Below are 23,799 nucleotides of genomic sequence, written 5' to 3'. Positions count from 1 at the left end.
GGCTCACCAAATCCCCCGGCCCGCGTCATGCTCGGCCGCGATCGCCCGTCCGCGCGTCTCGTCGATCCCGCGCGCGACCAGCAGCGCGGCGACGAAGAGTAGGACGCAGAAGAGCATGGCCTCGCGCAGACCGAACAGGGCTTGCAGCAGACCGATGGCCAGCAGGCCGAAGACCCCGGCCAGCTTCATGGAAAGCCCCCAGAATCCGAACATCTCGGCCGAGCGCGAGAGCGGCGAGAAGAGACCGATCAGGGTCCGGGTGGTGGACTGGCAGGCCCCGAGACTCATCCCGGCGACGCATCCCACGACCAGAAAGATGTGCTGGGCCTCCCAGTCGAGTCCGAACCGCTCGCGCGCCACCACGGCCAGCCAGGGCGTGAGATAGATAAGCAGGATCGCCAGGATCCACAGGACCAGGGTGATCCGGTAGGTCCGCAGCGCGCCGAGCCGGTCCTGGATGTAGCCGAAGCCGAAGGCGCCGGCCGCGGCGGTGAGTTGCACCAGGACGAACATGAGTGTGCGCACCGATTCGTTCCAGCCAATCACCTGCGCCCCATAGATGAAGGCATAGGTGATGATGATGCCGATGCCGCCCATCGAGAAGAAGACTGCCACCAGCAGCACCGCCAGGTCGCGATGCACGCGCAGATGCCCCAGGGTCTGTCCGACCCGATCGAAGCCGAGCCGCGCATAGGTCATGCCGGTGGGGAGTCGCCTCGGCCGGCCGCGCTCGCGCACCCAGAGGAAGGTCGGGATGGCGGCGACCAGGAAGAAGGCGGCGGTCCAGGGTCCGACCCAGCGGATGCGCTCGTAGTTCTCGGCGCTGACCTCGCCGAGCACGAAAAGTACGAACAGGGCCGAGACCATGCCGCCGATATAGCCCAGCGCCCAGCCGAAGCCGGAGATCTTGCCCAGATCCTCCGGCGGGCCGAGATCGGGCAGGAAGCTGGCGATGAAGGACTCGCCGATCGAGAAGGCGAAGTTCGAGAGGATCAGCAGCAGCATCGCGAGCCAGATCAGACCTGGCTCGGCCCAGTAGAGCATCGCCGTGCTGACGACCGTGAGCAGATAGCTGGCGAACAGAAAGCGCTTCTTGCTCGCGGTGTAATCCATGATGGCCCCGGCCACCGGCGAGCCGACCACCACCAGCAGATAACTGACGGCCAGGGCCAGGCTCCAGAGCAGGTTGCCCAGACGGTAGTCCGGCGCGTCGCCCACGATGACACGGGTGAAGAGATCGCCGAAGACGACGGTGATGATCAGCAGCGTATAGGCCGAGTTGGCGAAGTCGAACATCGCCCAGCCGAGGATCTCCCGCTTCGGGGCGCGCGCGCGGGTGCTCATGGGGTTTGGCTCGTGATCGTATAGAGGGTGGTCGTCTGGTCGCTGGGCATGGCATTCACTGTTCATGGGTCGGTTGAGTCTGGCCGGTTCCGATACCTGACTTTTTTCCTTGTTTGCCGCGATATGCCGCTAGAATGCGTCGCACGATACGTGGCCACCGTTGGTGACGCATCGTGCATTCACGATCATGACGCATTAGCTAAGCTTCGAGGAGAATCCAAATGACATTGATGAAGCGTTCCATCGCCGAGCTGATCGGTACCTTCTGGCTGGTGCTCGGCGGCTGCGGTAGCGCCGTGCTGGCGGCCGTGTTCATGGCCGGATCCAATGATATCGGGATCGGTCTCTTGGGCGTTGCCTTCGCCTTCGGTCTGACCGTGCTGACCATGGCCTACGCCATCGGTCATATCTCGGGTTGCCACCTGAACCCGGCGGTCACCGTCGGTCTGGCGGTCGGCGGCCGCTTCAGCTTCGCCGAGGCCCCGGCCTACATCGTCGCGCAGACGGTTGGGGCGATCCTGGCGGCCTATCTGATCCTCTTCATCGCGAGCGGCACCGAGGGCTTCACCCTGACCGCCAGTAGCCTGGCGGTCAACGGCTATGGCGAGCTGTCGCCCGGCAAGTATGGCATGACCGCCGGTCTGGTCACCGAGGTCGTCATGACCGCGATGTTCCTCTTCATCATTCTGGGCGTGACGGACAAGCGCGGGACGGCGGTCGCCGGCGGCCTGGCGATTGGCCTGACCCTGACCCTGATCCACCTCATCTCGATCCCGGTCACCAATACCTCGGTGAACCCGGCGCGCAGCACCGGACCCGCCCTGGTGCTCGCCCTCTCGGGCGAGGGCAAGGCCCTGGCGCAGCTCTGGCTGTTCTGGGTCGCGCCCATCGTCGGCGCGGCGCTGGCGGGAGTGATTTACCGTTGGTTCGAACAGGACGCGCGGGACTGATTCCCGGCCTGGCCTAGCCCCGGACTGAGTCCGGGGCCAGGCCCTGTCTCAACGGGATGGGGATTCGGTGACGAGCAGGGTTTCCAAATCGGCGGGGGATAAGCGGGGGGCGCGGGCGATGGCCTCGACCATCCGGCGATACCGTTGCTCGGTTGCCTGCAAGGAGGCTTCCACCTGCTTGCGACGGTCGATTTCTCGCTTCAACTCGACATCGATCGCCTCGGCTCGGGCGTGCGCCGCGATCGCGCCTTCAAGCAAACTCACGGCCGCGGCTCTCGCCTGTGCGAGCGACTGCTCGACGCTCGTGTTTTTTTCCGGTTCCGGTTCCGGAGTCATGGCATCAAGGCGCGTCTCGCCGATCGCCTCAGCCCCGGCGAATCGCGGATGATGCGCCTGGCGGATCGAGGAGTGGCCCTGACCTCCCGCCCGCATGGCCGCGAGGGTCCGTTCCGCCTCCATCAGGAGCGCCGTCAGACGCGCGCATCCCTCGCATGGATCTGGTCTCGGTGGAGCCTCGGTCAAGCGGTTCATCCCAGGATGGGCCGCCAGCGCCCAACCGCCAGCCTCGCGCGATTGGATGAGGCCCGCCCCGCGAGACCTGTCGTCCACCAGGCCAACATCGGCCGGCTGATCGATCGGATGGATGGAAACATCTCGCAAACAGTCCTCTAGGCGGGTTATTGGGGGCCGATGGCTGGTTCTGGAGGCACGCTCGAACACCCGATCAGCGCGGTCGCATCGACCGGCGCGGGGAGGTGGTTTCATTAGTATTTCAAGCTAATAGAGCAACGGACAGGCAGCTATCCGTATGACTACGTAAATTCGAACTGGTAGCGCCCCAATCGATAGAATCTCGTGGGAGCGGCTTTTAGCCGCGATGAGCGCCGACGCGAGGTTTTTCGCGGCGGCAAGCCGCTCCCACGGGTAGGCTCGTTTGTCGTCATCCTACGAATCGAGGCACTACCTTCGAACTCGGCATGGGGGATTCGCCGATTCGATCATTGGGATTTCGCGTGGTCCCGTTTGGCGAGATCCAACATGAACTATGATCCAAAGGTACGACCCCATGGATGCGTTCCGAGCACGGGTTATCCTCCAACTGACAACTGACAACTGACAACTGACAACTGACAACTGACGCCCATGTACGCCAGACTCATCGGAGAAGACATCGCCTACCGCGCGGAAGGCCCCTTGCTGTTTCTCAAGCGCCGTCTGGACGTTGGGCTGAACGAGGCGGTGGAGGTGGAGGGCGAGGATGGGTCGGTGCGCCTCGGGCGCATCGCCGCGCTGGACGAGGAGTCCGTCACGGTCGAGATGCTGGACGAGACCGCCGGGCTCGCCTTGAGCGGAACGCGGGTACGCTTTTTCGGCGAGCCACTGCGCTTCCATGTCGGTCCCGGACTGCTGGGACGGGTGTTCAACGGGATCGGCAAGCCGCTCGATGGCGGACCGCCGCTGGCGGCGGCGCGCGCCTTTCGGGTCGATGGGTTACCGATCAAACCGTCGGCCAGGGAGGCGCCGAACGAGTACCTGGAAACCGGCTTCACCGCCATCGATCTCATGAACAGCCTGGTGCGCGGTCAGAAGCTCCCGCTCTTCTCGGGCGGTGGACTGCCACACGATCGCATCGCGGTGGACATCGCCCGCAACGCGCGGCTTCCGGAGGAGGATGGCGAGGGACGGGATTTCGCCATCGTCTTCGGTGGGATCGGCATCCCGCATGCGAGCGCCGAGTTCTTCCGCGAGGAGATGGAGCGGAGCGGGGCGCTCGCGCGCACGGTGCTGTTTCTCAACCTGGCCAGCGACTCCAGCGCCCAGCGTCTCCTGACCCCGCGGTTCGCGCTCACCGCCGCCGAGTACCTGGCCTTCACCGAGGGCAAGCATGTCCTGGTCATCCTGACCGACCTCACCAACTACTGCGAAGCCTTGCGCGAGGTCTCGGCCAGTCGTGGCGAGATGCCGAGCCGCAAGGGCTATCCGGGTTACATGTACTCGGATCTGGCGACCCTTTACGAACGGGCGGGGCGCATTCGCGGGCGACCTGGGTCGATCACCCAGATCCCCATCCTCACCATGCCCAACGACGACATCAGCCATCCCATCCCGGATCTGACCGGCTATATCACGGAAGGTCAGATCGTCCTCGACCGCGACCTGCATCGTCGTGATCTCTATCCGCCGATCCGCCTGCTGCCGAGTCTCTCGCGTCTGATGAAGGACGGCACCGGCAAGGGCCGCACCCATGCCGATCATCCGGCGCTCGCGGCGCAACTCTACGCCTCCTACAGCCAGGCCCGGCAGACCCGCGTCCTGGCCAGCGTCGTCGGCGAGGATGGCCTGTCCGACAAGGATCGGCGGTTGCTGAGCTTCGGCGACGACTTCGAGCGTCTGGTCGTCAATCAGGGCGACGAGGCGCGCACCCTGGAGGAGAGTCTGGAGGTCGGCTGGTCGGTCCTGCGCGCCATACCCTCGGGCGAGTTGCATCGCCTGGACGACCGCCAGATCCACGAGCATCTGCGATGAGCGATAACGCCATCGTCCCCACCCAGAGCGCCCTGCTCGAACTCAAGGAAGAGCGGATCGGCTTGCGGGAAGGCTATCGATTCCTGGACGAGAAGCGGCTGATCCTGGCGGCGGAAATCCTGGCCGAGATCGCCGATTACGAGCGGGAGAAGGTGTTGTTCGACGCCGACCAGGCGAAGGCCGCCGAAGCCCTCCAGGCGGCGGTCGTCCGGCATGGATTCGAGGGGCTTTCGCTCTATCCGCCGGTCCAGGATCTGGACGTTCGAATCGAGCTGAAGCCGCGCGTCGTTCTGGGCGTGACCCTGCACGAGGCGAGTCTGACGGGCGAGGCTCCAATCCCGCCAGCCGTCAGCGTCGCCGCGAGTCCAGAGGCCGACGCCTGCCGCGCGGCGTTCATCGGTCTCGTTCCGCGCGCCGCCCGTCTGGCGGCCAGGGTCGCCAACCTGGAGCGTCTGCGCGTCGATTATGCCCGCGCCGCCCGCCGGGCGCGCGCGCTGGAGGACGTGCTCCTACCGGAGACCGAGGAACGGATCAATGGCATCGAAACGGTGCTGGAGGAACTCGAACGCGAGGAGGCGATCAGGGCACGGCTCGGCGGTGATCGTGACCAGCCATCGATTCCGGAAGGAGGTGATCGAACATCGATCTTGCGTGACGCCCCGGACCTCCCTCGCGGAAAGTCCGAGAGGTTGTGAAACGATTCAATCCGGCCTGGGCTCGATCCGTGGATGGGCTACGAGGTATCTTGAGTCTCGGAGTGTACAGGATGGGCATCGCTCTCGCTCTGCCCATCCTACGAGGGGTTTTTCACGATCTCCGAGGTCGGGCGATGAATCAGGGATTCTCGTCCGTAAAGATCTTCAGGCCCGATGCGGCGTAATTCAGCATGGAATCCACCGCGAATGGAAGGGTCGTCCGCCCATCGTAAACCAGCGCCGATGAGGCCTCCCAGACCGGGCGTTTGACGAAGAAGCCGCCCACCGTCGCTGGACCTCGATCGATCCCGAACGAGGTCGCGTCCTGATTCCCCGTGTCCACATAGAGCCGGGTACAGAGTTGCGCTTCGTTCTGATAGTCGCAGGCGAATGAGCTGATAAAGAGCAGGCTATCCGCCGGTTGTCCCGCTACGTCGCAGGCACCGACCCCGCTGGACAGGAACTCCGCCGCCATCTGTTCCCCGGATTGACCTCTCGCCAGGGCCACGGAAGGCAGGGTATGCGCAAAGGTCGCGCCCTCGTCCGCCTGTTTCGCGAGATGATCGGTCAAGTGGTTATAGAGGACATCCGCCTGCTGGACACTGTAGGAATCGGTCCGGAATCTCATGAAGGAGCAGATATTTCCCGCTCCGGTATAAATGAATGAGTAGCCAACGTACCATTCGGGCGCGGCCCAGGATGGCGAGGAGCCGATCGTCAGAATCAACAGCGCCATGGAGCGAATGATGGTTTGCATGATATAAGACCTCATCGTGAGAAATAGCTCGAAAGAACAGGCGGACTCCGGAATCGCGCGGGCCGATCAAGCGCTCAATCCGGCTTCGGATCCGGGAGGAGTCCGACTCAAACCGAATTCAATAATAGCCGACCGATGCCCCGGCCATGTTCGCCTTATTGAGCACGAGCCCGATGCACTTGTCGCCGAGCAGATCCTGTGACTGGGCCAGTTCGCCCTTGCTGATTTTTCCATCCTCCACGACCAGCATGACGCCATCCACGTAAGGCAGAAAGGCGATGACATCATCGCCCGCGAACAGCGGCGGCATATCGAACAGAATAATCCGATCCTCGTAGCGACTCTTGAGCTCGTCGACGAGCTGAATGACGCGAGGCGAGGAAAGAATTTCGGAAGAATGGGTTATCTTCTTGCGGCCAGGCATGATGACGAGCCGCTCGATCCCAGGGTGAATCAGGATGTCCGCGAGATTCGTCTCTCCAGTCAAATAATCACTGATTCCAAGTGACTCCTGGTCCGTGAAAAATCGACCGATCGCGGGGCGTTTCAGATCCAGATCCACGAGCAACACGGTCTGGTTGACCTCGCGCGCCAGGCTGATCGCAAGGTTGATCGCCGTCGTGGTTTTGCCCTCGCCCTCGCCTGGGCTGGTAATCGCCAGGGTCTTCCAGGAGTTCGCGCGCATGCGCTGAAGGATGTGCGTGCGCATGATCTTATAGGTATCGGTGATCCCTTCGATCCCTTCGGCCAGCAATATCCGGCCGTCCCGCAGTGATTGCGTATCCACCGAAACGGTCGCGGTCCGGGTGTACTGGATCTTGACCCCTGCTCGGTCGGATGGCGCGGTTCCCTTGCCTGGGAGAAGCCCCCTGATTGTCGTAGTGGAAGACGCCCGAGCCGGCCGGATGACGATCTGCCGATCCGCTCTGGCGCGCTCCATTGCATTCTTCAATCGTTCCATAGCTGTATGGCCCTTCTATTTCAGTTGCTCAAACCCGGCAATGAGACGTCGAACCGACGCATGACGACGAACCAGAGGACGTCCAATGGTAAAACAGCCCAGTGGAACACGGCCACCAGGGTCAGAATACCCACGACACCGAACGCCATGATGGTCCGCGTCCGTTTCCGGCGTGCTCCTTGATCAGTCGCTGTTTCGATATAGGGAACGATCGCCAGCAAAGGCAGATTCGTCGCCATTTGAATCGCCCGAGGGCCATGCAAACCCTTGTCCAACGCTTCCGAGAGGGCCAAGCTGCCCACGCCGCCGGCACCGGCAAGCACGAAACCCAGTACGAAAATCGCCAGTCGATTGGGTTTGAATGGCTTCTCCGGCAGCAGGGGCGGTTCGATCAGCGAGAAACGCTCACTCTTCCTATCACGCTCCAGGGACTGGGCCAATTCCGCCTGTAAACCTTTTTCACGGATTTCCTGGTACTTGGCCATGGCATTCTCGTAATCGCGGGTCAGCGCGCGATATTCCTGCTCCACTCTCGGGGCCTTCGTGATTCTCTCCTCATAGCCCCGGAGCTGGTCCTCGAGCTGCTTACTCGTCCGCTTCAAGGATTCGAGTTCCTGCTGCGTGCCCTCTAGTTTCACTCGCAGTTGAACATGCGCCGGATTATTGATGGTCGCCGTTGAAGCCGACTGAGTGCCGATCGATTTCCTGGCCTCTTCCAGCTTTCTCCGGGTATCCGCGATACTCCGGTTTAAGGCGATGACCTCGGGGTGCTCGTCCGAATAGCGTTTTTTCAGCGATGACGATTCCGCGATCAAGCCATCCAGGCGAGACTGAATGAACGCCGCGCTGGATGCGCTGGAGTTTTGCTGCAAGGCTTCGATTTCCTTCTCGAGTTGAATGCGATCCGGGTGGTCTGGAGAATACCGCTCCTTGGCCCTGACGTAGCGTGTTTGCAACTCTTCCAGATAAGCTTCGACCGAATTCGCCTGAATGCCCGAGTAACCCCCGAGGGTCGGGTCCAACTGAGCCAGCTCGGATTCGAGATAAAGCACCTGTTGCTGGAGTGTTCTGATCGCTTGCCCATTGTCGCGCAGACGCTCTTCCGTGCGGATCATGAGCTCCCGATTCAGCGAGGCGAGTTCCGGAAGATTATCGCTGTTATCCTCCTTGAAAGTGGCGAGCCTGGCTTCCAGGGTACTGATCTCGGATCCCAGCCGACTGGCCTCTACTTGCAGAAAATTCGTCGCTTCATTTGCCGCCGCCGCGCGCCGCTCAAGGTTCTCGTTTAGAAACAGGGAAACCAGGTCGCTGGTCACCTTCTGCGTCATCGCGGCCGAGCGGTTCTCGAAGGAGAGCGAAAAGGCGATGGTCGCCTCCTGCGCCCGGCCGCTTTGTGGATCGAGAACGTCGGCGCTGATCATGTCCAGCTTGACCCATTTTCGCATCTCCTCGACCGCCGCATTGATGCTCTGCTTGCTTCGGATATCCGGATAGAGATCATAACGCTCGATCAAGCCGCTCAAATTACTCGTGGTCATCACCCGCTGACTGATGACTTGAATGCGTTGATCGGCGTAGCTCGTGACCGTGGTTCGCACCAGATCCACGGGAATTTCCTGGCGCTCGATCAGAATCGTTGCCGATGAACGGTATACCGGTGGAATCAGAAGCGCGGCGAGTATGGCGATCACCAGCAATACGAAAGCGGGAATGATCGCATGCCACTTACGTCGTTTGACGATTGCGATATAATCGTCCAGTGTCAGGATATTTTCTTCCACAATCAGACCCTTGATATCGACAGCATCTTGTAGGCTTCCCTAATTCGTTCTCCGGAATCATTTCCGTGAAAGGCATTTAAAGGCATCGGCTGGTCTCGTCCGAAAGGCCCCTGATGTTAAGGAATGGTCCTGGTGGTCCTAGGATAAGCGAAGCAACAGGCCCTGGCTTCTGAAAAGCTCGGGGAAGGTAGGAAATAGGCGGAACGAGCCAAAGCCAATCCACCACATCGGAAGCCAGCCCCGAGGCATCCTAACCAGCGTGTGGCCGTGCGGCAACGAATTCTCGCCCGTGCTAACCGTGCCGACGCAACGGATTTTTCAACCTATCTGGAAGGGGCCGGCATTGATGACGGCACACTCAATCATCCCAGGAAAACTCGGGCGCCATCTCGTCGGTTGAGAGTGTGACGACCGGTGTTCCAGCGCGACTGGCGGCCAACAGGAATTCGACTCGCCCCATGCCGCGGAGGCGTCCGGCCTTGCCGGAGGACACCCGCCCCAGCTCGAACAGCATCAAGGCCAGCAGAAAACCGGCCTCGGCGGCAAATAGCTCGGGTGGATCGGCGGGCATCGGCCAGGCATCGGTTGGAGTTTCAAATAGGAGCGTCGGCATGCGATGGCCTGCGGGGTGAGCGTGGCGATGGGTCGATTGTAGTCCGGTCCCGGTTGGTACGTCGGGGCCAGCGCGGCGCTTCCAAGGCTACCCCACCAACTGCTCCACCACCGCGCCGACCGCCAGCAACCGCTGCCCTGGCTCGGCCATGTCCCTAAAGAACTTGAGCTTGTCGCCGCCTTCCAGCTTGTATTCCTTGGGCTTGGTCTGAATCAGCCGGATGAGCTTGGTGGGATCGATCTTGGGCTCATCGGTGAAGAGGATACGGCCGCTGGCCGGGCCGGCTTCGATCTTGCGGATGCCCCAGGGCTGGACCCTGAGCTTCAGCTCGGTGATCTCCAGGAGGTTCTTGGCGGGGTCGGGGAGGAGGCCGAAGCGGTCGATCATCTCGACTTGCAGCTCGCGCAGCTCATCGCGGTCGCGGGCGCTGGCGATGCGTTTGTAGAGCACCAGGCGGGCGTGGACGTCGGGGAGGTAGTCGCTGGGGAGCAGGGCGGGGATGCCGAGGTCGATCTCGGCGCCGTGGTCGAGCGGGCGGTCCAGCTCGGGGGTGCGGCCGGCCTTGAGCGCCTGCACGGCGCGCTCCAGCAGGTCCATGTAAAGGGTGAAGCCGATCTCGGTGATCTGACCCGATTGCTCGTCGCCCAGCAGCTCGCCCGCGCCGCGGATCTCCAGGTCGTGGGTGGCGAGGGTGAAGCCGGCGCCCAGATCTTCCATGGACTCGATCGCCTCCAGCCGCTTCTTGGCATCCGCCGTCATGGTCTTGGCCGGCGGGGTGATGAGATAGGCGTAGGCGCGGTGGTGGGAGCGTCCGACCCGGCCGCGCAACTGGTGCAACTGGGCCAGCCCCAGCTTGTCGGCGCGGTTGATGACGATGGTGTTGGCGCTCGGCACGTCGATGCCGCTCTCGATGATGGTGGTGCAGACCAGCAGGTTGAAGCGCTGGTGATAGAAGTCGCGCATGACGCGCTCCAGGTCGCGCTCGCGCATCTGGCCGTGGGCGACCTGCACCCGCGCCTCCGGGATCAGGGCCTCCAGCTTCTGCGCCTGGTTCTCGATGGTCTCCACTTCGTTGTGGAGGAAGTAGACCTGGCCGCCGCGTTTCAGCTCGCGCAGCACCGCCTCTTGAATCAGCGCGTCATTCCAGGCGCTGACGAAGGTCTTGATCGGGTGCCGCTCGACCGGCGGGGTGGCGATGATCGACAGATCCCGCAGCCCGGACATGGCCATGTTGAGGGTGCGCGGGATAGGCGTGGCGGTGAGGGTCAGGATGTCGACCTCGCTGCGCAGGTTCTTCATCTGCTCTTTGTGGCGGACGCCGAAGCGGTGCTCTTCGTCGATGATGGCCAGCCCCAGGTTCTTGAACTTGATGCTCGGCTGCAAGAGCTTGTGGGTGCCGACCACGATGTCGACCGTGCCGTCGGCCAGGCCGTCGAGGATGACCTTCTGCTCCTTGGCGGTGCGGAAGCGCGACAGGCTCTCGACCCGGATCGGCCAGTCGGCGAAGCGGTCGGAGAGGTTCTCGAAGTGCTGCTGGGCGAGCAGGGTGGTGGGCACCAGCACCACGACTTGTCGGCCCCCGTTGATCGCCATGAAGGCGGCGCGCATGGCGACCTCGGTCTTGCCGAAGCCGACATCGCCGCAGACCACACGGTCCATGGGCTTGGGGTCGGCCATGTCCGCCAGCACCGACTCGATGGCACGCTGCTGGTCCGGCGTTTCCTCGAAGGCGAAGGCGGCGGCGAAGGCGGCGTATTCGTCACCCCCATCAGGGAAGGCCACGCCTTGGCGCGCGGCGCGGCGGGCGTAGATGTCCAGCAGCTCGGCCGCCACGTCGTGCGCCTTTTGCGCCGCTTTGCGCTTGATCTTGTCCCATTGATCGCCGCCGAGCTTGTGCAGCGGGGCGTTCTCGGGCGAGGCGCCGGTGTAGCGTGAGATGAGGTGCAGCGAGCTGATGGGGACATAGAGCTTGTCCCCATTGGCGTACTCCAGCGCCATCAGCTCCGTGGTCATGCCGCCAACGGTGAGGGTCTGAAGCCCCAGATAGCGTCCGACCCCATGGTCCTCGTGGACCACTGGCGCGCCCTCGGTCAGCTCCGTGAGGTTGCGGACGATGGCGTCGCTGTCGCGCTCGCGGGCGCGTCGACGGCGCTCCTGGCGCACCCGCTCGCCGTAGAGCTGGGTCTCGGTAACGATGGCGAGCTGGGTGTCCTCCAGCAGCAGTCCCTGCTCGATTGGCGCCACGGTGAGACCGATGGGGTCGGTTCCGTCCAGGAAGGCTTGCCAGCCTGGCAGCGCGCGGGCGCGGATGTCGAAGCCCCGTAGGTGCTCGGCGAGCTGCTCGCGTCGCCCGGTACTCTCGGCGACGAAGAGCACCCGGCGCGCGGGCGCGGCGAGGAAGTCCTTGAGCGCCTGGGCGGGCTGGGTGGCGCGCGCCTGGATGGCCAGCGGGGGCAGGGTGGTGGTCGCGAAGTTGCAGACGTCCGTGTAGCCCTTGCGGCGGCTGGGAACCTCGGGCGACTGATGCAGCACGCCGGAGAGCCGGTTCAGCGCCGCCGCCAGCTCGTCGGGCGGCAGATAGAGCCGTGCCGGGGGGAGTAGGGGTCGCTCGATATTGTGTCGGCGCTGTTCGTAACGCTGTTCGACACCGGCGAAGAAGGTGGTCGAGGTCTCACGGGCGTCGGCCGGCTCGAAGACGAGGACGCCCTCGGGCAGATAGTCGAAGAGGGTCGCGGTCTGGTCGAAGAAGAGCGGCAAATAATATTCAAGTCCGCCCGGGGTCTGGCCGTTGGAGACCTCGCGGTAGATGAGGCTCGACTGGGGATCGCCCTCGATGGCGGCGCGGTAGCGCTGGCGGAATCCGGCGATGGCCTCCTCGTCGAGCGGAAACTCGCGCGCGGGCAGTAGGCGGATCCGCTCGATCTTGTCCTTGGAGCGTTGGGTGTCGGGATCGAAGACGCGGATGCTATCGATCTCGGCGTCGAACAGATCGATGCGCAGCGGAACCTGGCTGCCCATGGGGAAGACATCCAGCAGCGAGCCGCGCACCGCGTATTCGCCGTGTCCGATGACCTGGGAGACGCAGGAATAGCCGGCCCGCTCCAGACGGCGGCGGGTGGCGTCCAGGTCGAGCCGATCCCCGACCGCGAGCACCAATGAGTGGCCGTCGACATAGTCGCGCGGCGCCAGGCGCTGCATCAGGGTTCCGATTGGAACCACCAGCACGCCCTGGGTCAGGGTGGACAGCCGGTGCAGCGTCAGCAAGCGCTCGGATACCAGCTCCGGCAGCGGTGAGAAGACGTCGTAGGGCAGGGTCTCCCAGTCCGGGAAACTCAGGATCGGCCGCTCGCTCCCGGCGAGGAAGAACTTGAGTTCGGCGCGCAGGCTGGCGGCGCTCTGGACGTCGTCGACCAGCGCCAGGATGAGTCCCTGATGCTGGCTGGCGGCGCGGGCGATGGCGAGCGCCGTGCTTGCCCCGTAGAGTCGGCCCCACAGCAGACGCTCGCCTAGGCGTCGCGGCAGCGGCGGGTCGAGTGGGGAGTGCGGGGTTGCCGGGGGCTGCGAATGCATCGTGCTGAAACAACCTCGTTTCTTCGGAATGGGCGGGGATTTTCGCACACTGGGGTTTGGGTTTCAGTGCGATCGACCGTGGGAGCGGCTTTTAGCCGCGATGAGCGCCGACGCGAGGTTTTTCGCGGCTACAAGCCGCTCCCACGGGTGTGCTCGTTTGTCGTCATCCTACGAATCGAGGCACTACCCGATCGTGGAGGGCGCGACCATGACCGATACCTGCCCGAGGTGGGCGGGAGCTTGGCCCATTCTTGTATCTTGGGCCTCGGAGCGTACGGGATGGGCATCGCTCTCGCTCTGCCCATCCTACAAGTGGTGGCCGGTAGGTATCACTTTTGGTCGCGTCCGATCGCGGAGGGCTGGGTGCCGCTTCCGACGCCCCGCGAGATCCTCGTAATGTCCGACGCCGATAATGTCCGGCGCCGATAGGGTCACGTCTCATAGGAGCGATCTTTGTCACACAACGCGGCGCCCCGTTCGGAGACACTAAGGGCTTCGGAATCGGGGTTGGCGGGACGCCGGACTCAAGAGCCTGGGCCACGCCTGGTCTGGCGCCTGGGGCGCCGGTCCGTGACGCATGTCAACAATTCGGTGGAAGCTTTCCGGTATTTCTCTTGTAATGGGGCGTTCGATGACGCTTCATCGGCAACGGGCAACGGGCAACGGGCAACGGGCAACGGGCAACGGGCAACGGGCAACGGGCGACTGGCGGTTCGGCGGCGTTTCGGGGTCGAGTGCGTGGTGGCCCCGAGGTGGGTCGCCTGTTCAGAAGCATGGATTAGGAGCGAGGCGCGGTCCACTGGTCGGACCGGGCTTCTTGGATTAGAACCATAGTAATTCTCGGGGCGCATGACATGGCCAAGACAATCCTTACCGTGGACGATTCCGCGTCCATTCGACAAATGGTGTCCTTTACCCTGAAAGATGCCGGCTACTCGGTTTCAGAGGCGGTCGATGGTCAGGATGGCCTCGATAAGGCGCGGGCGGGTAACTTCAACCTCGTCTTCACCGACCAGAACATGCCGCGCATGGACGGGCTGACCCTGATCAAGCAGTTGCGTGGACTGCCTCAGTACAAGACGGTCCCAATCCTGATGCTGACGACCGAGTCGAGCGATGGAATGAAGGCTCAGGGACGGGCGGCTGGGGCGACCGGCTGGCTGGTCAAGCCCTTCGATCCGCAGAAGCTGCTCGAAGTCGTTCGCAAGGTGATCGGCTGACCGCGCGGCACCATAGGCAAGGAGAAGGGCAATGACCATCGATATGAGTCAGTTCTATCAGGTGTTCTTCGAGGAAGCCGGTGAGAATCTGGCGACGATGGAGGGCCTGCTGCTGGAGTTGGACGTCGACGCGCCGGATCTGGAGACGCTCAACGCGATCTTTCGCGCGGCCCACTCCATGAAGGGCGGCGCCGGCACCTTCGGTTTTAACGACATGGCCCGGGTGACCCATGTCCTGGAGACCCTGCTCGATCGTCTGCGCAAGCAGGAATTGGCCCCGACCGTCGAGATGGTCGACGCCTTTCTGCAGGCCGGCGACGTGCTCAAGTCGCAACTGGCGGCCCACCAGGAGGGGACCGAGTACGAGGCCCCGCGCGTTGCCGAGGTATGCGCGCATCTGGAGGTTCTGGCGAGCCTGGACGACACGTCGGGCGAAGGTTTGGCCTCGCCCGTTCGGGACACGGGCGTTCGCGAGAGCCTGGAAGGAGGCGGTTGGCGGATCGAATTCCGGCCCGCCGATATCGGGCGGCGGGATGGACTCGAGCTTCAGGGACTTTTCGACGCCCTGGGCGAGCTTGGCACCATCGAGGGAACGGTCCCATCCGATCTGGACGGCGCGCGTGAGATGGATGTCTGTGTCTGGCGTCTGTTCGGCGATGTCGGCCGGGGGGCGGTCGAGGAGATTTTCGCCTTCATCTGCGAGCCGAACCAGGTCAGTCTCGCGGCGATCCAGCCGGATGAGTCGTCGCTATCGGCGGAGCCTGATGAATCGGACGACGACGGTTACGGTTTTTTCATGGGCGCGCCCGGAAGCGAGTTCGCGTTGGATCAGGAGCTGGACGGCTTCGGTCTCTTCGGCGGCAGCCCTGGAATGGATCAGGTGGTCGAGCTGGCGAATCAGGATCGCCTCGACCGGGATCTGGGGTATGGCTTTTTCGATGCCTCTCCCGGATTCCCGGAGCCCAATGGCGAGGCCCGGCGCGAGTCCCCGGCCCAAACGGTCGCGGCTCAGCCGAAGCGCTCCGTCGACGCGGGCGGATCCAGGGCGACCGCCGCGCCAAAGAGGGCCATCGCCGCCGACACCTCGATTCGGGTCAGCGTCGAGAAGGTCGATCAGCTGATCAATCTGGTCGGCGAGCTGGTCATCACCCACGCCATGCTGGCCGAATCCGCCACGGTTCTGGATCCGGCCCTCCATGAACGCATCTTCGGCGGGCTCTCCAACCTGGAGCGCAACTCGCGCGATCTCCAGCAGGCGGTGATGTCCATCCGCATGATGCCGATCAGCTTCGTCTTCAACCGTTTCCCGCGAGTGGTGCGCGACACGGCGGCCAGTCTCGGCAAGAAGGTCTTGCTGCGGCTCGTCGGCGAGGACACCGAGCTGGACAAGGGGCTGATCGAGCGCATGGCCGATCCGCTCAACCATCTGGTGCGCAACAGCATCGACCACGGTATCGAGCAGCCGGAGGCGCGCCGCGCGGCGGGCAAGCCGGAGCAGGGCGAAATCACCCTGCGGGCCAGTCATCGCGGCGGCAGCGTGGTGGTCGAGGTCAGCGACGACGGGGCTGGACTCAACCGCGAGAAGCTGCTGGCCAAGGCCGCCAAGCAGGGCATTCCCATGCCCGACAACCCGAGCGACAAGGAGGTCTGGGCGCTCATCTTCCATGCCGGCTTCTCGACCGCCGAGCGCGTGACCGACATCTCGGGTCGCGGCGTCGGCATGGACGTGGTGCGGCGCAACATCGAGGACATGAACGGGCGCGTCGAGATCGAGTCCTCGCCGGGACGCGGAACCCACATCACCATCCGGCTGCCGCTGACGCTGGCCATCCTCGACGGACTCTCGGTGCGGATGGGCGAGGAGATCTTCATCCTGCCCCTGACCGTGATCCAGGAGTCGATCCAGCCCAAGCCCGAGCAGTTCAAGTCGGTCGTCGGCAAGGGGCGGGTGGCGCTGGTGAACGGGGAATATCTCCCGATGGTCAGCCTGCGTGATGTTTTCAACAGCGGCGGACCGGAAACCCGCCCCGAGGACGGGATCCTCGTCATCGTGGACACCAATGAAGGTCGCGCCGCCGTTCTGGTCGACGAGCTGGTCGCGCAACACCAGGTCGTGATCAAGAGCCTGGAGACCAATTACCGCAAGGTGGATGGCGTTTCCGGCGCCACCATCATGGGCGACGGGCGGGTGGCCTTGATCCTGGATGTCGACGCCTTGGTGCGGCTCAATCGCCGCGCCACCCGAGGCTCCGTTCGCCCGATCCAATTTTCAGTCACGGGGGATCCCAACGATGAATGACGAACGCAAGGACGGGAGCGCGGTCGCGACCGACGGCGCGCGTGAATATCTGACCTTCACCCTGGGCGACGAGGAATACGGTATCGATATCCTCAAGGTCCAGGAGATCCGCGGCTATGACGCCGTGACCAAGATCGCCAATTCGCCGGCCTTCATCAAGGGCGTGATCAACATGCGCGGCGTGATCGTGCCGATCATCGACATGCGCCTGAAGTTCAATCTGGGGCAGGTCGAGTACAACGAATTCACGGTGGTCATCATCCTCAATATCGATTCGCGCATCGTGGGTCTGGTCGTCGATGGCGTCTCCGATGTCATCGCGCTCGCTGGCGATCGGATCCGGCCAGCCCCGGAATTCGGCGCCCTGCTCGATACCGCCTACATCGATGGCCTGGCCACGCTCGACGACCGCATGATCATCATGGTGGACATCGCGCGACTCATGACCAGTCAGGAAATGGGTTTGGTCGAGCAGGTTCACGAGGCGGTGGCCTGATGCCCCGGCGTCAAGGTTCCAAGCCCTGTTCGCGCCGTCGTGGCGGCCCGTGTTTTATATAAGCGGTTTCCTGAAATCATGGCCTTTCGCCGCTGCCCCTCGGTTCCAGGGTGGCTTGGCTTGCCTCGGCGCCGATGGCGAATTCCGGCTCCGGCAACTGTCCGCGAATCAGGACAGAGGTCGGTTGTTCGAATTTTATTGAGAGGTTAGACATGATTTCCTTTGAAAGGATGTCCGTGAGCGCGAGACTCATGACCGCGGGCGCGGCGGTTCTGATCGGTTTGGTGGTGATCGCTGTCTATACCCTGGTCGCCATCAAGAGCGATGCCCTGGCCGCTCATGGCCAGAGGATCAAGCATTTGGTGGAACTTTCCAGCGGGGTGGTCGCGCACTATCGGAAACTCGAGGTCGAAGGGACGCTCTCGCGCGAAGCGGCGCAAGGGCAGGCCAGGGGGGCTTTGCGCGCTCTGCGCTTCGGCGATGATGACTATCTCTTTGCCTATGACTTCGATGGCCGAACCCTGGTGACGGCCGACCCCAGGATCGAGGGCCAGGTATTCCTGGGTAAGACCGACGCCAACGGGTTCAAATTGTGGGATGCCATTATCGAAAAGGGCCGGGCGGGAGATGGCTACATTGACTATGTCTTTCCGCGTGCCGGCCAAACCGAACCCCTGCCGAAGCTCGCTTACGTGGTTGGCATTCCCGAATGGGAGTGGGTCGTCGGCACGGGCGTCTATATCGATGACGTGGATGTGGCCGTCCGCAAGGCGGCTCTGAACTATGGTCTGATATCACTGCTGGTTCTGGCCGTCGCGGTCGTCATCGCCTTTCTGGTGTCGCGCAGCATCGTCAGGCAACTGGGCGGCGAACCCCAGGCGGCGGCGGCGAGTTTGAAAAGAATCGCCGATGGCGATTTGAGCGAGGACATCCAACTGGCCAAGGACGATAGCGGCAGTCTGCTGGCCTCGCTCAAACAGATGCAGGAGGGACTGCGGCGGCTGCTCGGGGAGATCGCGGCGATCGTCCAGGCCGGGACGCAGGGCGATTTCAGTCGGCGGCTGGATCTCGCGGACAAGCGCGGATTCGGGAAGGAACTCAGCGAGGGTTTGAATCGCCTGGTCGAAACCACCGACGTAGGACTCTTGGACGTAACCCTGGTGGCCAACGCCCTGGCTGTCGGCGATCTGTCACGCACCATCACCCGCGATTATCCGGGTCGCTTCGGCGAGATGAAGACGGGCGTCAACGGCACCGTGACCGCCTTGACTCTGGTGGTGAGCGAGATCCGCCAACTCGTGGATGCCGCCAACCGGGGCGATTTCAGCGTCAGCATCGAGCTATCCGGCAAGCAGGGCTTCGCCAGGGAGATCGCCGAACTGCTCAACCAACTGTCCGAGACCACCGCGGTGGGCCTCAAGGATGTGATGCGGGTGGCCCAGGCGCTCGCCGAGGGCGATCTGACCCAGTCCATCGCCAAGGACTATCCGGGACTCTTCGGCGAGACCACGCTCGGGATCAACACCACGGTCGGCAACCTCAAGGAACTGGTGTTCCGCATCAAGGAAGCGGTCGAAACCATCAATACCGCCTCCGGCGAGATCGCGACCGGCAATCAGGATTTGAGTCAGCGCACCGAGGAACAGGCCAGCTCGCTGGAAGAGACCGCCAGTTCGATGGAAGAATTGACCAGCACCGTCAAGCAGAACGACGACAACGCCCGTCAGGCCGATCAGCTCGCCCGTTCGGCCTCCGAGGTGGCGGTTCAGGCCGGGCTCGTGGTGGAGGCCTCCGTGGCGACCATGGCGGCGATCACCCAATCGAGCCGCAAGATCGCCGATATCATCAGCGTCATTGATGGCATCGCCTTCCAGACCAACATTCTGGCCCTGAACGCGGCGGTCGAGGCGGCGCGGGCCGGTGAACAGGGACGCGGCTTCGCCGTGGTCGCCTCGGAGGTCAGGAGTCTGGCCCAGCGCTCGGCCGATGCCGCCAAGGAGATCAAGATCCTGATCGGCGACAGTGTCGACAAGGTCGATGCCGGCACCATCCAGGTGAACGAGGCCGGGGTGCGCATGACCGAGGTCGTCGCCTCGATCAAGCGTGTCACCGACATCGTGGCCGAGATTTCCGCCGCCTCGGCCGAGCAGTTCTCCGGGATCGAGCAGATCAATCAGGCGATCGTCCAGATGGACGACGTCACCCAGCAGAATGCCGCCCTGGTGGAAGAGGCCGCGGCGGCGGCCGAGGCCATGCAGGATCAGGCGCGCGCGCTGTCCGAGGTCGTTGCCGTCTTCAAGTCCGGTCACGCGGTCGCCGTGCGCTCCCGGCCACCGTCGAGCGGCTCGTCTTTTCAACTGGATCCAGTGCCTGGGAAACGACCCGAGCGCCGGACGCGGATCGCCACCGAGGCGGAGAGCGATGAATGGACGGAGTTCTAGCCGTGTCGCGCGAACGCGAATTCAGCTTCACCGATCGGGACTTCGAGAAGATCCGCGGGCTCATCTACGAGCACGCCGGGATCTCGCTCAGCGCCGGTAAGGTCGACATGGTGTATAGCCGCATCGCCCGCCGTCTGCGCGCGAACGGACTCAACTCCTTCGAGGGTTATCTGGAGTTCCTGGCGGCGAATCCGGAGGAGTGGCCACACTTCACCAATTCGCTGACCACCAATCTGACCTCCTTCTTCCGGGAGGCCCATCATTTTCCGGTGCTCGCGGAGCACGCCTTGGAGGCCAAGCGCAATGGACACAGTCCGATTATGCTCTGGTCCTCCGCCTGTTCGACCGGCGAGGAGCCCTATTCGATGGCGATGGCCCTGATCGACGCCTTCGGCTCCTGGACGCCGCCGGTCAAGATCCTGGCGACCGATCTCGACACCAATGTGGTACGCCATGCTGCCAAGGGGGTTTACCAGATGGACCGGGTGGAGAAGATGCCGGAAGAAACGCTCAAGCGTTTTTTCCAGCGCGGCCGGGGCGATCAGGAGGGTCTGGCGCGGGTGCGCCCCGAGGTCCGCGCGCTGGTCAATTTCCATCCCCTGAATCTGCTCGACGACCAATGGCCCATGAAGGGTCAGTTTGACGCCATTTTCTGTCGTAATGTAATGATTTATTTCGATAAGAAAACGCAGTCCAAGATTCTGTCGCGGTTCCATCCATTGCTGCGTGCCGACGGTCTGCTCTTCGTGGGGCACTCCGAAAGTTTGACGCATGTCGCGGATCTGTTCCGTTTACGGGGCAAGACTGTCTACGCCCCATTGCCCACCAAGTGAGATGCAACCGAGATGGACCATGGATACGAGGAAGTCCTGGCGCCCAACCTCTATTACGACCGCCACTTCGAGACGGATGCGGTCAAGATATTGCCGGGCGAGTACTATGTCTCGACACGCGAGATCCTGATGGTGACGGTATTGGGATCCTGTGTCGGCGCCTGCGTGCGCGATCGGGTCAGGGGGATTGGTGGAATCAATCACTTCATGCTGCCCGACGACAAGCGCGACGAGAACGACCGCTTCGGTCGTTCCATGCGCTATGGCGACTACGCGATGGAAATCCTCATCAACCAGTTGCTCAAGCTGGGCGCGCGCCGCTCCAACCTGGAGGCCAAGGTCTTCGGCGGGGGCAATGTCCTGCCGGGCTTCAAGAATCACGTCGTGGGCGAGCGTAACTCCCGATTTGTGATCGATTATCTCGCCACGGAAGGAATTCCGGTGGTCGCCAGGGATCTGCTCGGCAATCATCCACGCAAGGTCTATTTCTTCCCGACGACCGGCCGGGTGCTGGTCAAGAAGCTACGCAGCATGCACAACGACACCATCATCGAACGCGAGCTCAGTTACAGTGAGACGCTTCGCCGGGCGAAGGTCGAGGGCGACGTGGAACTCTTTACCTGAGCGTGCGCGCCGGGTTCGCGATGGTTCGATAAGGGATGGATTTCGGGAGTCAATCGAGATGTTGGATACGTTGAAGCCGCACTGGCCGCCGCTCCTGGTCGGCCTGGCACCCCTGCTGCAATCCACTCTGGCACCTGATCTGTTGCCGGGCTGGGTGGGCGTTCTGCTGCTGGTGGCGATCTGGCCCCTGTGGCTCCTCTTGCGCTCGGCGACGGACAGGCCGGTGCCCGCGACGGATGGGGGACACGATCTCACGGTGGGGATGCCGACACGTCAGGCCGAACGCGAATTGTGGGATCTGGTGGTCGAAACCGATCGTCTGATCGGTCCTCAGATGCTGGAGCTGAGGGAGCTGGTCCAGCAGGCTTCCGATCTGGTCGGGCATGCCGCCGGTGACCTGCAGGCGAGTTTCCAGGGGCTCTCGGACGAATCCACGGCGCAACAGCAGTTGGTGCTGCGCCTGGTCTCCAAGGAGGATGGCCACATCCATGAGAACAAGAGCGAACTCATCGATATCAACGCCTTCCTCGATGCCAACAGCCAGCTGCTGGCGGAGAACGTGGAGCGTCTGATCGACATGGGCAAGAACAGCGTGCGGGTCGCGCATCAGATCGATGACCTCTCGTCGCAGATGAACGATATCTTCGACCGGCTCGACGGCGCCAAGCGGATCGCGCGCCAAACCAATCTGCTCGCGCTCAACGCGGCGATCGAGGCGGCGCGCGCCGGGGAGGCGGGCCGAGGTTTCGCGGTGGTGGCCCAGGAGGTTCGCAAGCTCTCGCAGGACGCCACCGAATTCAATGACGAGATTCGCAACCAGGTCGAACAGGCGCAATTGGTCTTTGCCGAGACCCGCGAGATCGTCGGGCACATGGCCTCCCAGGATCTGAACGCCTCCATCACCGCCAAGGGCGCCATGGATGAGATGATCGATCAGGTGCAGGGACTCAACAGCGTGATGGCGGCCGGGCTGCACGAACTGACCTTCGTCGTCGGGCGGGTGCGCGAGAACGTCGGCGCGGCGGTGCGGCTGCTCCAGTTCGAGGACATCACCCGTCAGGTGCTGGGGCAGGCGGGGATGCGGATCGATTTCATGGATCGCTTCGTCGCCGAGCTGCGCCATATTCCGCTCGGCAAGTCGCGCTCGCCCCAGGACATCGAGGAGGCCAAGGGACGGTTGGAGGTGCTGCACGCGCAACTGATCGCGGCGGCTCATCGTCCGGTGAGTCAGAAATCCATGGACGAAGGCGACATCGAGCTGTTCTGAGGTTCCGAGGTCAAACCATGATTCGTGTCCTGATCGTCGATGACTCGGCCCTGGTGCGTAAACTGCTGACCGAGATCCTGGGCGAAGCGCCGGGGATCGAGGTGGTGGGGACGGCGCAGGATCCCTTCGTGGCGCGTGAAAAAATCAAGGAGCTCAATCCGGATGTGCTGACCCTGGATGTCGAGATGCCGCGCATGGATGGCCTCACCTTTTTGCGCAATCTCATGCGGCTGCGGCCCATGCCGGTCGTCATGGTCTCGTCCCTGACCGAGCGCGGAGCCGAGGTGACGCTGCATGCCCTGGAGCTGGGCGCCGTGGATTTCGTCCGCAAGCCCGACCGGGATCTGCTCAACAGCCTCGGTGAGTACGCCGATGAACTGGTGGACAAGATCCGCGTGGCGGCCTCGGTCAAGGTCAGGCCATGGCCGACGGCCCCGCCGTCGACCGCCAGCTTGTCCCTGGACGCGGTGGTTCCCCAGCGTTCGATCCAATCCTTCCGTACCACGGACCGGGTTCTGGCGATCGGTGCCTCCACCGGCGGAACCGAGGCGATCAAGGAGGTTCTGACGCGCTTGCCGCCGGATACGCCCGGCGTGGTCATCGCGCAGCACATACCGCCCGGTTTCAGCGCCGCCTTCGCCGAGCGGATGAATCGACAGACCGGATTGGTCGTCAAGGAGGCCGCCGACGGTGATCGCGTACTGCCGGGGCATGCCTATATCGCCCCCGGTGACTACCATCTCCTTCTGGCCCGCGATGGCGCCCGCTATGTCTGTCGCCTGACGCAGGCCGAACACGTCAACCGGCACCGTCCCAGTGTCGATGTTCTTTTCCGCTCGGTCGCCAAGGCGGCCGGGACCAACGCCTGCGCCGCCATCCTGACCGGCATGGGCGCCGATGGCGCCCAGGGTCTCAAGGAGCTGCGCGATCTGGGGGTGCATACGATCGCCCAGAACGAGGCGACCAGCGTGGTCTGGGGAATGCCGGGCGAGGCGGTGAAGCGTGGCGGCGCCGACGAGGTGCTTCCCTTGTCGGAGATTGCCGCCGCGTTGCTCAAGGGCCTGTCCGGAAAGGGAAACGCCAGGGAAAAACCAACTAACAGAGGTTCATGACGTGAGTGTCACATCGAGTATCGATAAAGAGAAAGGGGTGGTGACCATCGCCATCGAGGGGCGCTTCGATTTCGCGCAGCACAAGGCCTTCAGGGATGCCTACAAGGGCATCGACTCCAAGAGCATGAAATTCGTCGTGGACCTTTCGGCGGCCTCCTATCTCGACAGCTCGGCCCTGGGGATGCTGCTGCTGCTGCGCGAGTTCGTCGGCAGCGATCCCACGCGCGTGCGTATCAAGGGCAGCGGCGAGGACGTGCGACGGGTTCTCCGGATCGCCAATTTCGACAAGCTCTTCAGCTTTGACTGAGCC

The 23,799-nt window shown here is 63.3% G+C and carries 19 protein-coding genes; 12 read left to right on the top strand and 7 right to left on the bottom strand.

Annotation, left to right across the window (positions count from 1 at the left end; genetic code table 11):
* Positions 1-3: 3 nt before the first annotated feature.
* Complete coding sequence (locus CKO27_RS09625) at positions 4-1,344, bottom strand: MFS transporter (protein WP_200374670.1); 1,341 nt, start codon at positions 1,342-1,344, stop codon at positions 4-6.
* A 221-nt stretch (positions 1,345-1,565) separates the two neighbouring features.
* Between CKO27_RS09625 and aqpZ the strand changes: the two genes are divergently transcribed.
* Positions 1,566-2,294: an aquaporin Z gene (aqpZ, locus tag CKO27_RS09620; protein ID WP_200374669.1), complete on the top strand. Its 729-nt coding sequence runs from the start codon at positions 1,566-1,568 to the stop codon at positions 2,292-2,294.
* 48 nt (positions 2,295-2,342) lie between these two features.
* Here the strand turns inward: aqpZ and CKO27_RS09615 are convergent, their stop codons facing one another.
* Positions 2,343-2,954: a hypothetical protein gene (locus CKO27_RS09615; protein ID WP_200374668.1), complete on the bottom strand. Its 612-nt coding sequence runs from the start codon at positions 2,952-2,954 to the stop codon at positions 2,343-2,345.
* Between the two features lie 483 nt (positions 2,955-3,437).
* Between CKO27_RS09615 and CKO27_RS09610 the strand changes: the two genes are divergently transcribed.
* Positions 3,438-4,820 (top strand): V-type ATP synthase subunit B, encoded by a 1,383-nt coding sequence (locus tag CKO27_RS09610; RefSeq protein WP_200374667.1) that lies wholly within the window; start codon positions 3,438-3,440, stop codon positions 4,818-4,820.
* Positions 4,817-5,515, top strand: a complete 699-nt coding sequence (locus CKO27_RS09605; RefSeq protein WP_200374666.1) for a V-type ATP synthase subunit D — start codon at positions 4,817-4,819, stop codon at positions 5,513-5,515. Before CKO27_RS09610 ends, CKO27_RS09605 begins: the two co-directional genes overlap by 4 nt.
* Positions 5,516-5,654: 139 nt before the next feature.
* Here the strand turns inward: CKO27_RS09605 and CKO27_RS09600 are convergent, their stop codons facing one another.
* The 5 genes from CKO27_RS09600 to mfd all read right to left on the bottom strand — a co-directional run bounded on the left by CKO27_RS09600 (position 5,655) and on the right by mfd (position 13,197).
* A complete protein-coding gene (locus CKO27_RS09600) occupies positions 5,655-6,272 on the bottom strand; it encodes a hypothetical protein (RefSeq protein ID WP_200374665.1) in 618 nt (205 codons plus the stop codon).
* 118 nt (positions 6,273-6,390) lie between these two features.
* Positions 6,391-7,059, bottom strand: a complete 669-nt coding sequence (locus tag CKO27_RS09595) for a CpsD/CapB family tyrosine-protein kinase (RefSeq protein WP_338115965.1) — start codon at positions 7,057-7,059, stop codon at positions 6,391-6,393.
* A gap of 194 nt (positions 7,060-7,253) precedes the next feature.
* The gene (locus tag CKO27_RS09590; protein WP_200374663.1) at positions 7,254-9,014 is read right to left on the bottom strand and encodes a lipopolysaccharide biosynthesis protein; all 1,761 of its coding nucleotides are present in this window, start codon (positions 9,012-9,014) and stop codon (positions 7,254-7,256) included.
* A gap of 358 nt (positions 9,015-9,372) precedes the next feature.
* Entirely contained in the window at positions 9,373-9,585 is a 213-nt protein-coding gene (locus CKO27_RS09585) for a UPF0175 family protein (protein ID WP_200374662.1), read from the bottom strand.
* Positions 9,586-9,714: 129 nt separating this feature from the next.
* Positions 9,715-13,197 (bottom strand): transcription-repair coupling factor, encoded by a 3,483-nt coding sequence (gene mfd / locus CKO27_RS09580; protein WP_200374661.1) that lies wholly within the window; start codon positions 13,195-13,197, stop codon positions 9,715-9,717.
* An 854-nt stretch (positions 13,198-14,051) separates the two neighbouring features.
* On the opposite strand from mfd, the gene CKO27_RS09575 reads away from it, so the two are divergent.
* The 9 genes from CKO27_RS09575 (at position 14,052) to CKO27_RS09535 (ending at position 23,796) form a co-directional block, all read left to right on the top strand.
* Entirely contained in the window at positions 14,052-14,417 is a 366-nt protein-coding gene (locus CKO27_RS09575; RefSeq protein WP_200374660.1) for a response regulator, read from the top strand.
* A 31-nt stretch (positions 14,418-14,448) separates the two neighbouring features.
* Entirely contained in the window at positions 14,449-16,716 is a 2,268-nt protein-coding gene (locus tag CKO27_RS09570) for a chemotaxis protein CheW (protein WP_200374659.1), read from the top strand.
* Positions 16,709-17,212 carry a chemotaxis protein CheW gene (locus CKO27_RS09565; protein ID WP_200374658.1) on the top strand — a complete coding sequence of 168 codons (504 nt, stop codon included), beginning with the start codon at positions 16,709-16,711 and terminating at the stop codon, positions 17,210-17,212. The genes CKO27_RS09570 and CKO27_RS09565 overlap by 8 nt, the downstream gene beginning before the upstream one ends.
* A gap of 212 nt (positions 17,213-17,424) precedes the next feature.
* Positions 17,425-19,653, top strand: coding sequence for a methyl-accepting chemotaxis protein (locus tag CKO27_RS24950; RefSeq protein ID WP_200374657.1), 2,229 nt, complete (start codon positions 17,425-17,427; stop codon positions 19,651-19,653).
* A complete protein-coding gene (locus tag CKO27_RS09555) occupies positions 19,638-20,486 on the top strand; it encodes a CheR family methyltransferase (RefSeq protein WP_200374656.1) in 849 nt (282 codons plus the stop codon). The genes CKO27_RS24950 and CKO27_RS09555 overlap by 16 nt, the downstream gene beginning before the upstream one ends.
* Before the next feature lie 12 nt (positions 20,487-20,498).
* Positions 20,499-21,110 carry a chemoreceptor glutamine deamidase CheD gene (gene cheD / locus CKO27_RS09550; protein WP_200374655.1) on the top strand — a complete coding sequence of 204 codons (612 nt, stop codon included), beginning with the start codon at positions 20,499-20,501 and terminating at the stop codon, positions 21,108-21,110.
* A gap of 58 nt (positions 21,111-21,168) precedes the next feature.
* On the top strand, positions 21,169-22,377 hold the full coding sequence (locus CKO27_RS24945) for a methyl-accepting chemotaxis protein (protein WP_200374654.1): 1,209 nt from the start codon (positions 21,169-21,171) through the stop codon (positions 22,375-22,377).
* A 17-nt stretch (positions 22,378-22,394) separates the two neighbouring features.
* Complete coding sequence (locus tag CKO27_RS09540; RefSeq protein ID WP_200374653.1) at positions 22,395-23,489, top strand: protein-glutamate methylesterase/protein-glutamine glutaminase; 1,095 nt, start codon at positions 22,395-22,397, stop codon at positions 23,487-23,489.
* Position 23,490: 1 nt separating this feature from the next.
* Positions 23,491-23,796: an STAS domain-containing protein gene (locus CKO27_RS09535; protein WP_200374652.1), complete on the top strand. Its 306-nt coding sequence runs from the start codon at positions 23,491-23,493 to the stop codon at positions 23,794-23,796.
* Positions 23,797-23,799 lie beyond the last annotated feature (3 nt).

The sequence above is a fragment of the Thiocystis violacea genome (assembly GCF_016583575.1).
Taxonomy (GTDB): Bacteria; Pseudomonadota; Gammaproteobacteria; order Chromatiales; family Chromatiaceae; genus Thiocystis; species Thiocystis violacea.
Note: the sequence above shows the minus strand (reverse complement) of the source record. Positions and strands in the feature narration are given on the sequence as shown.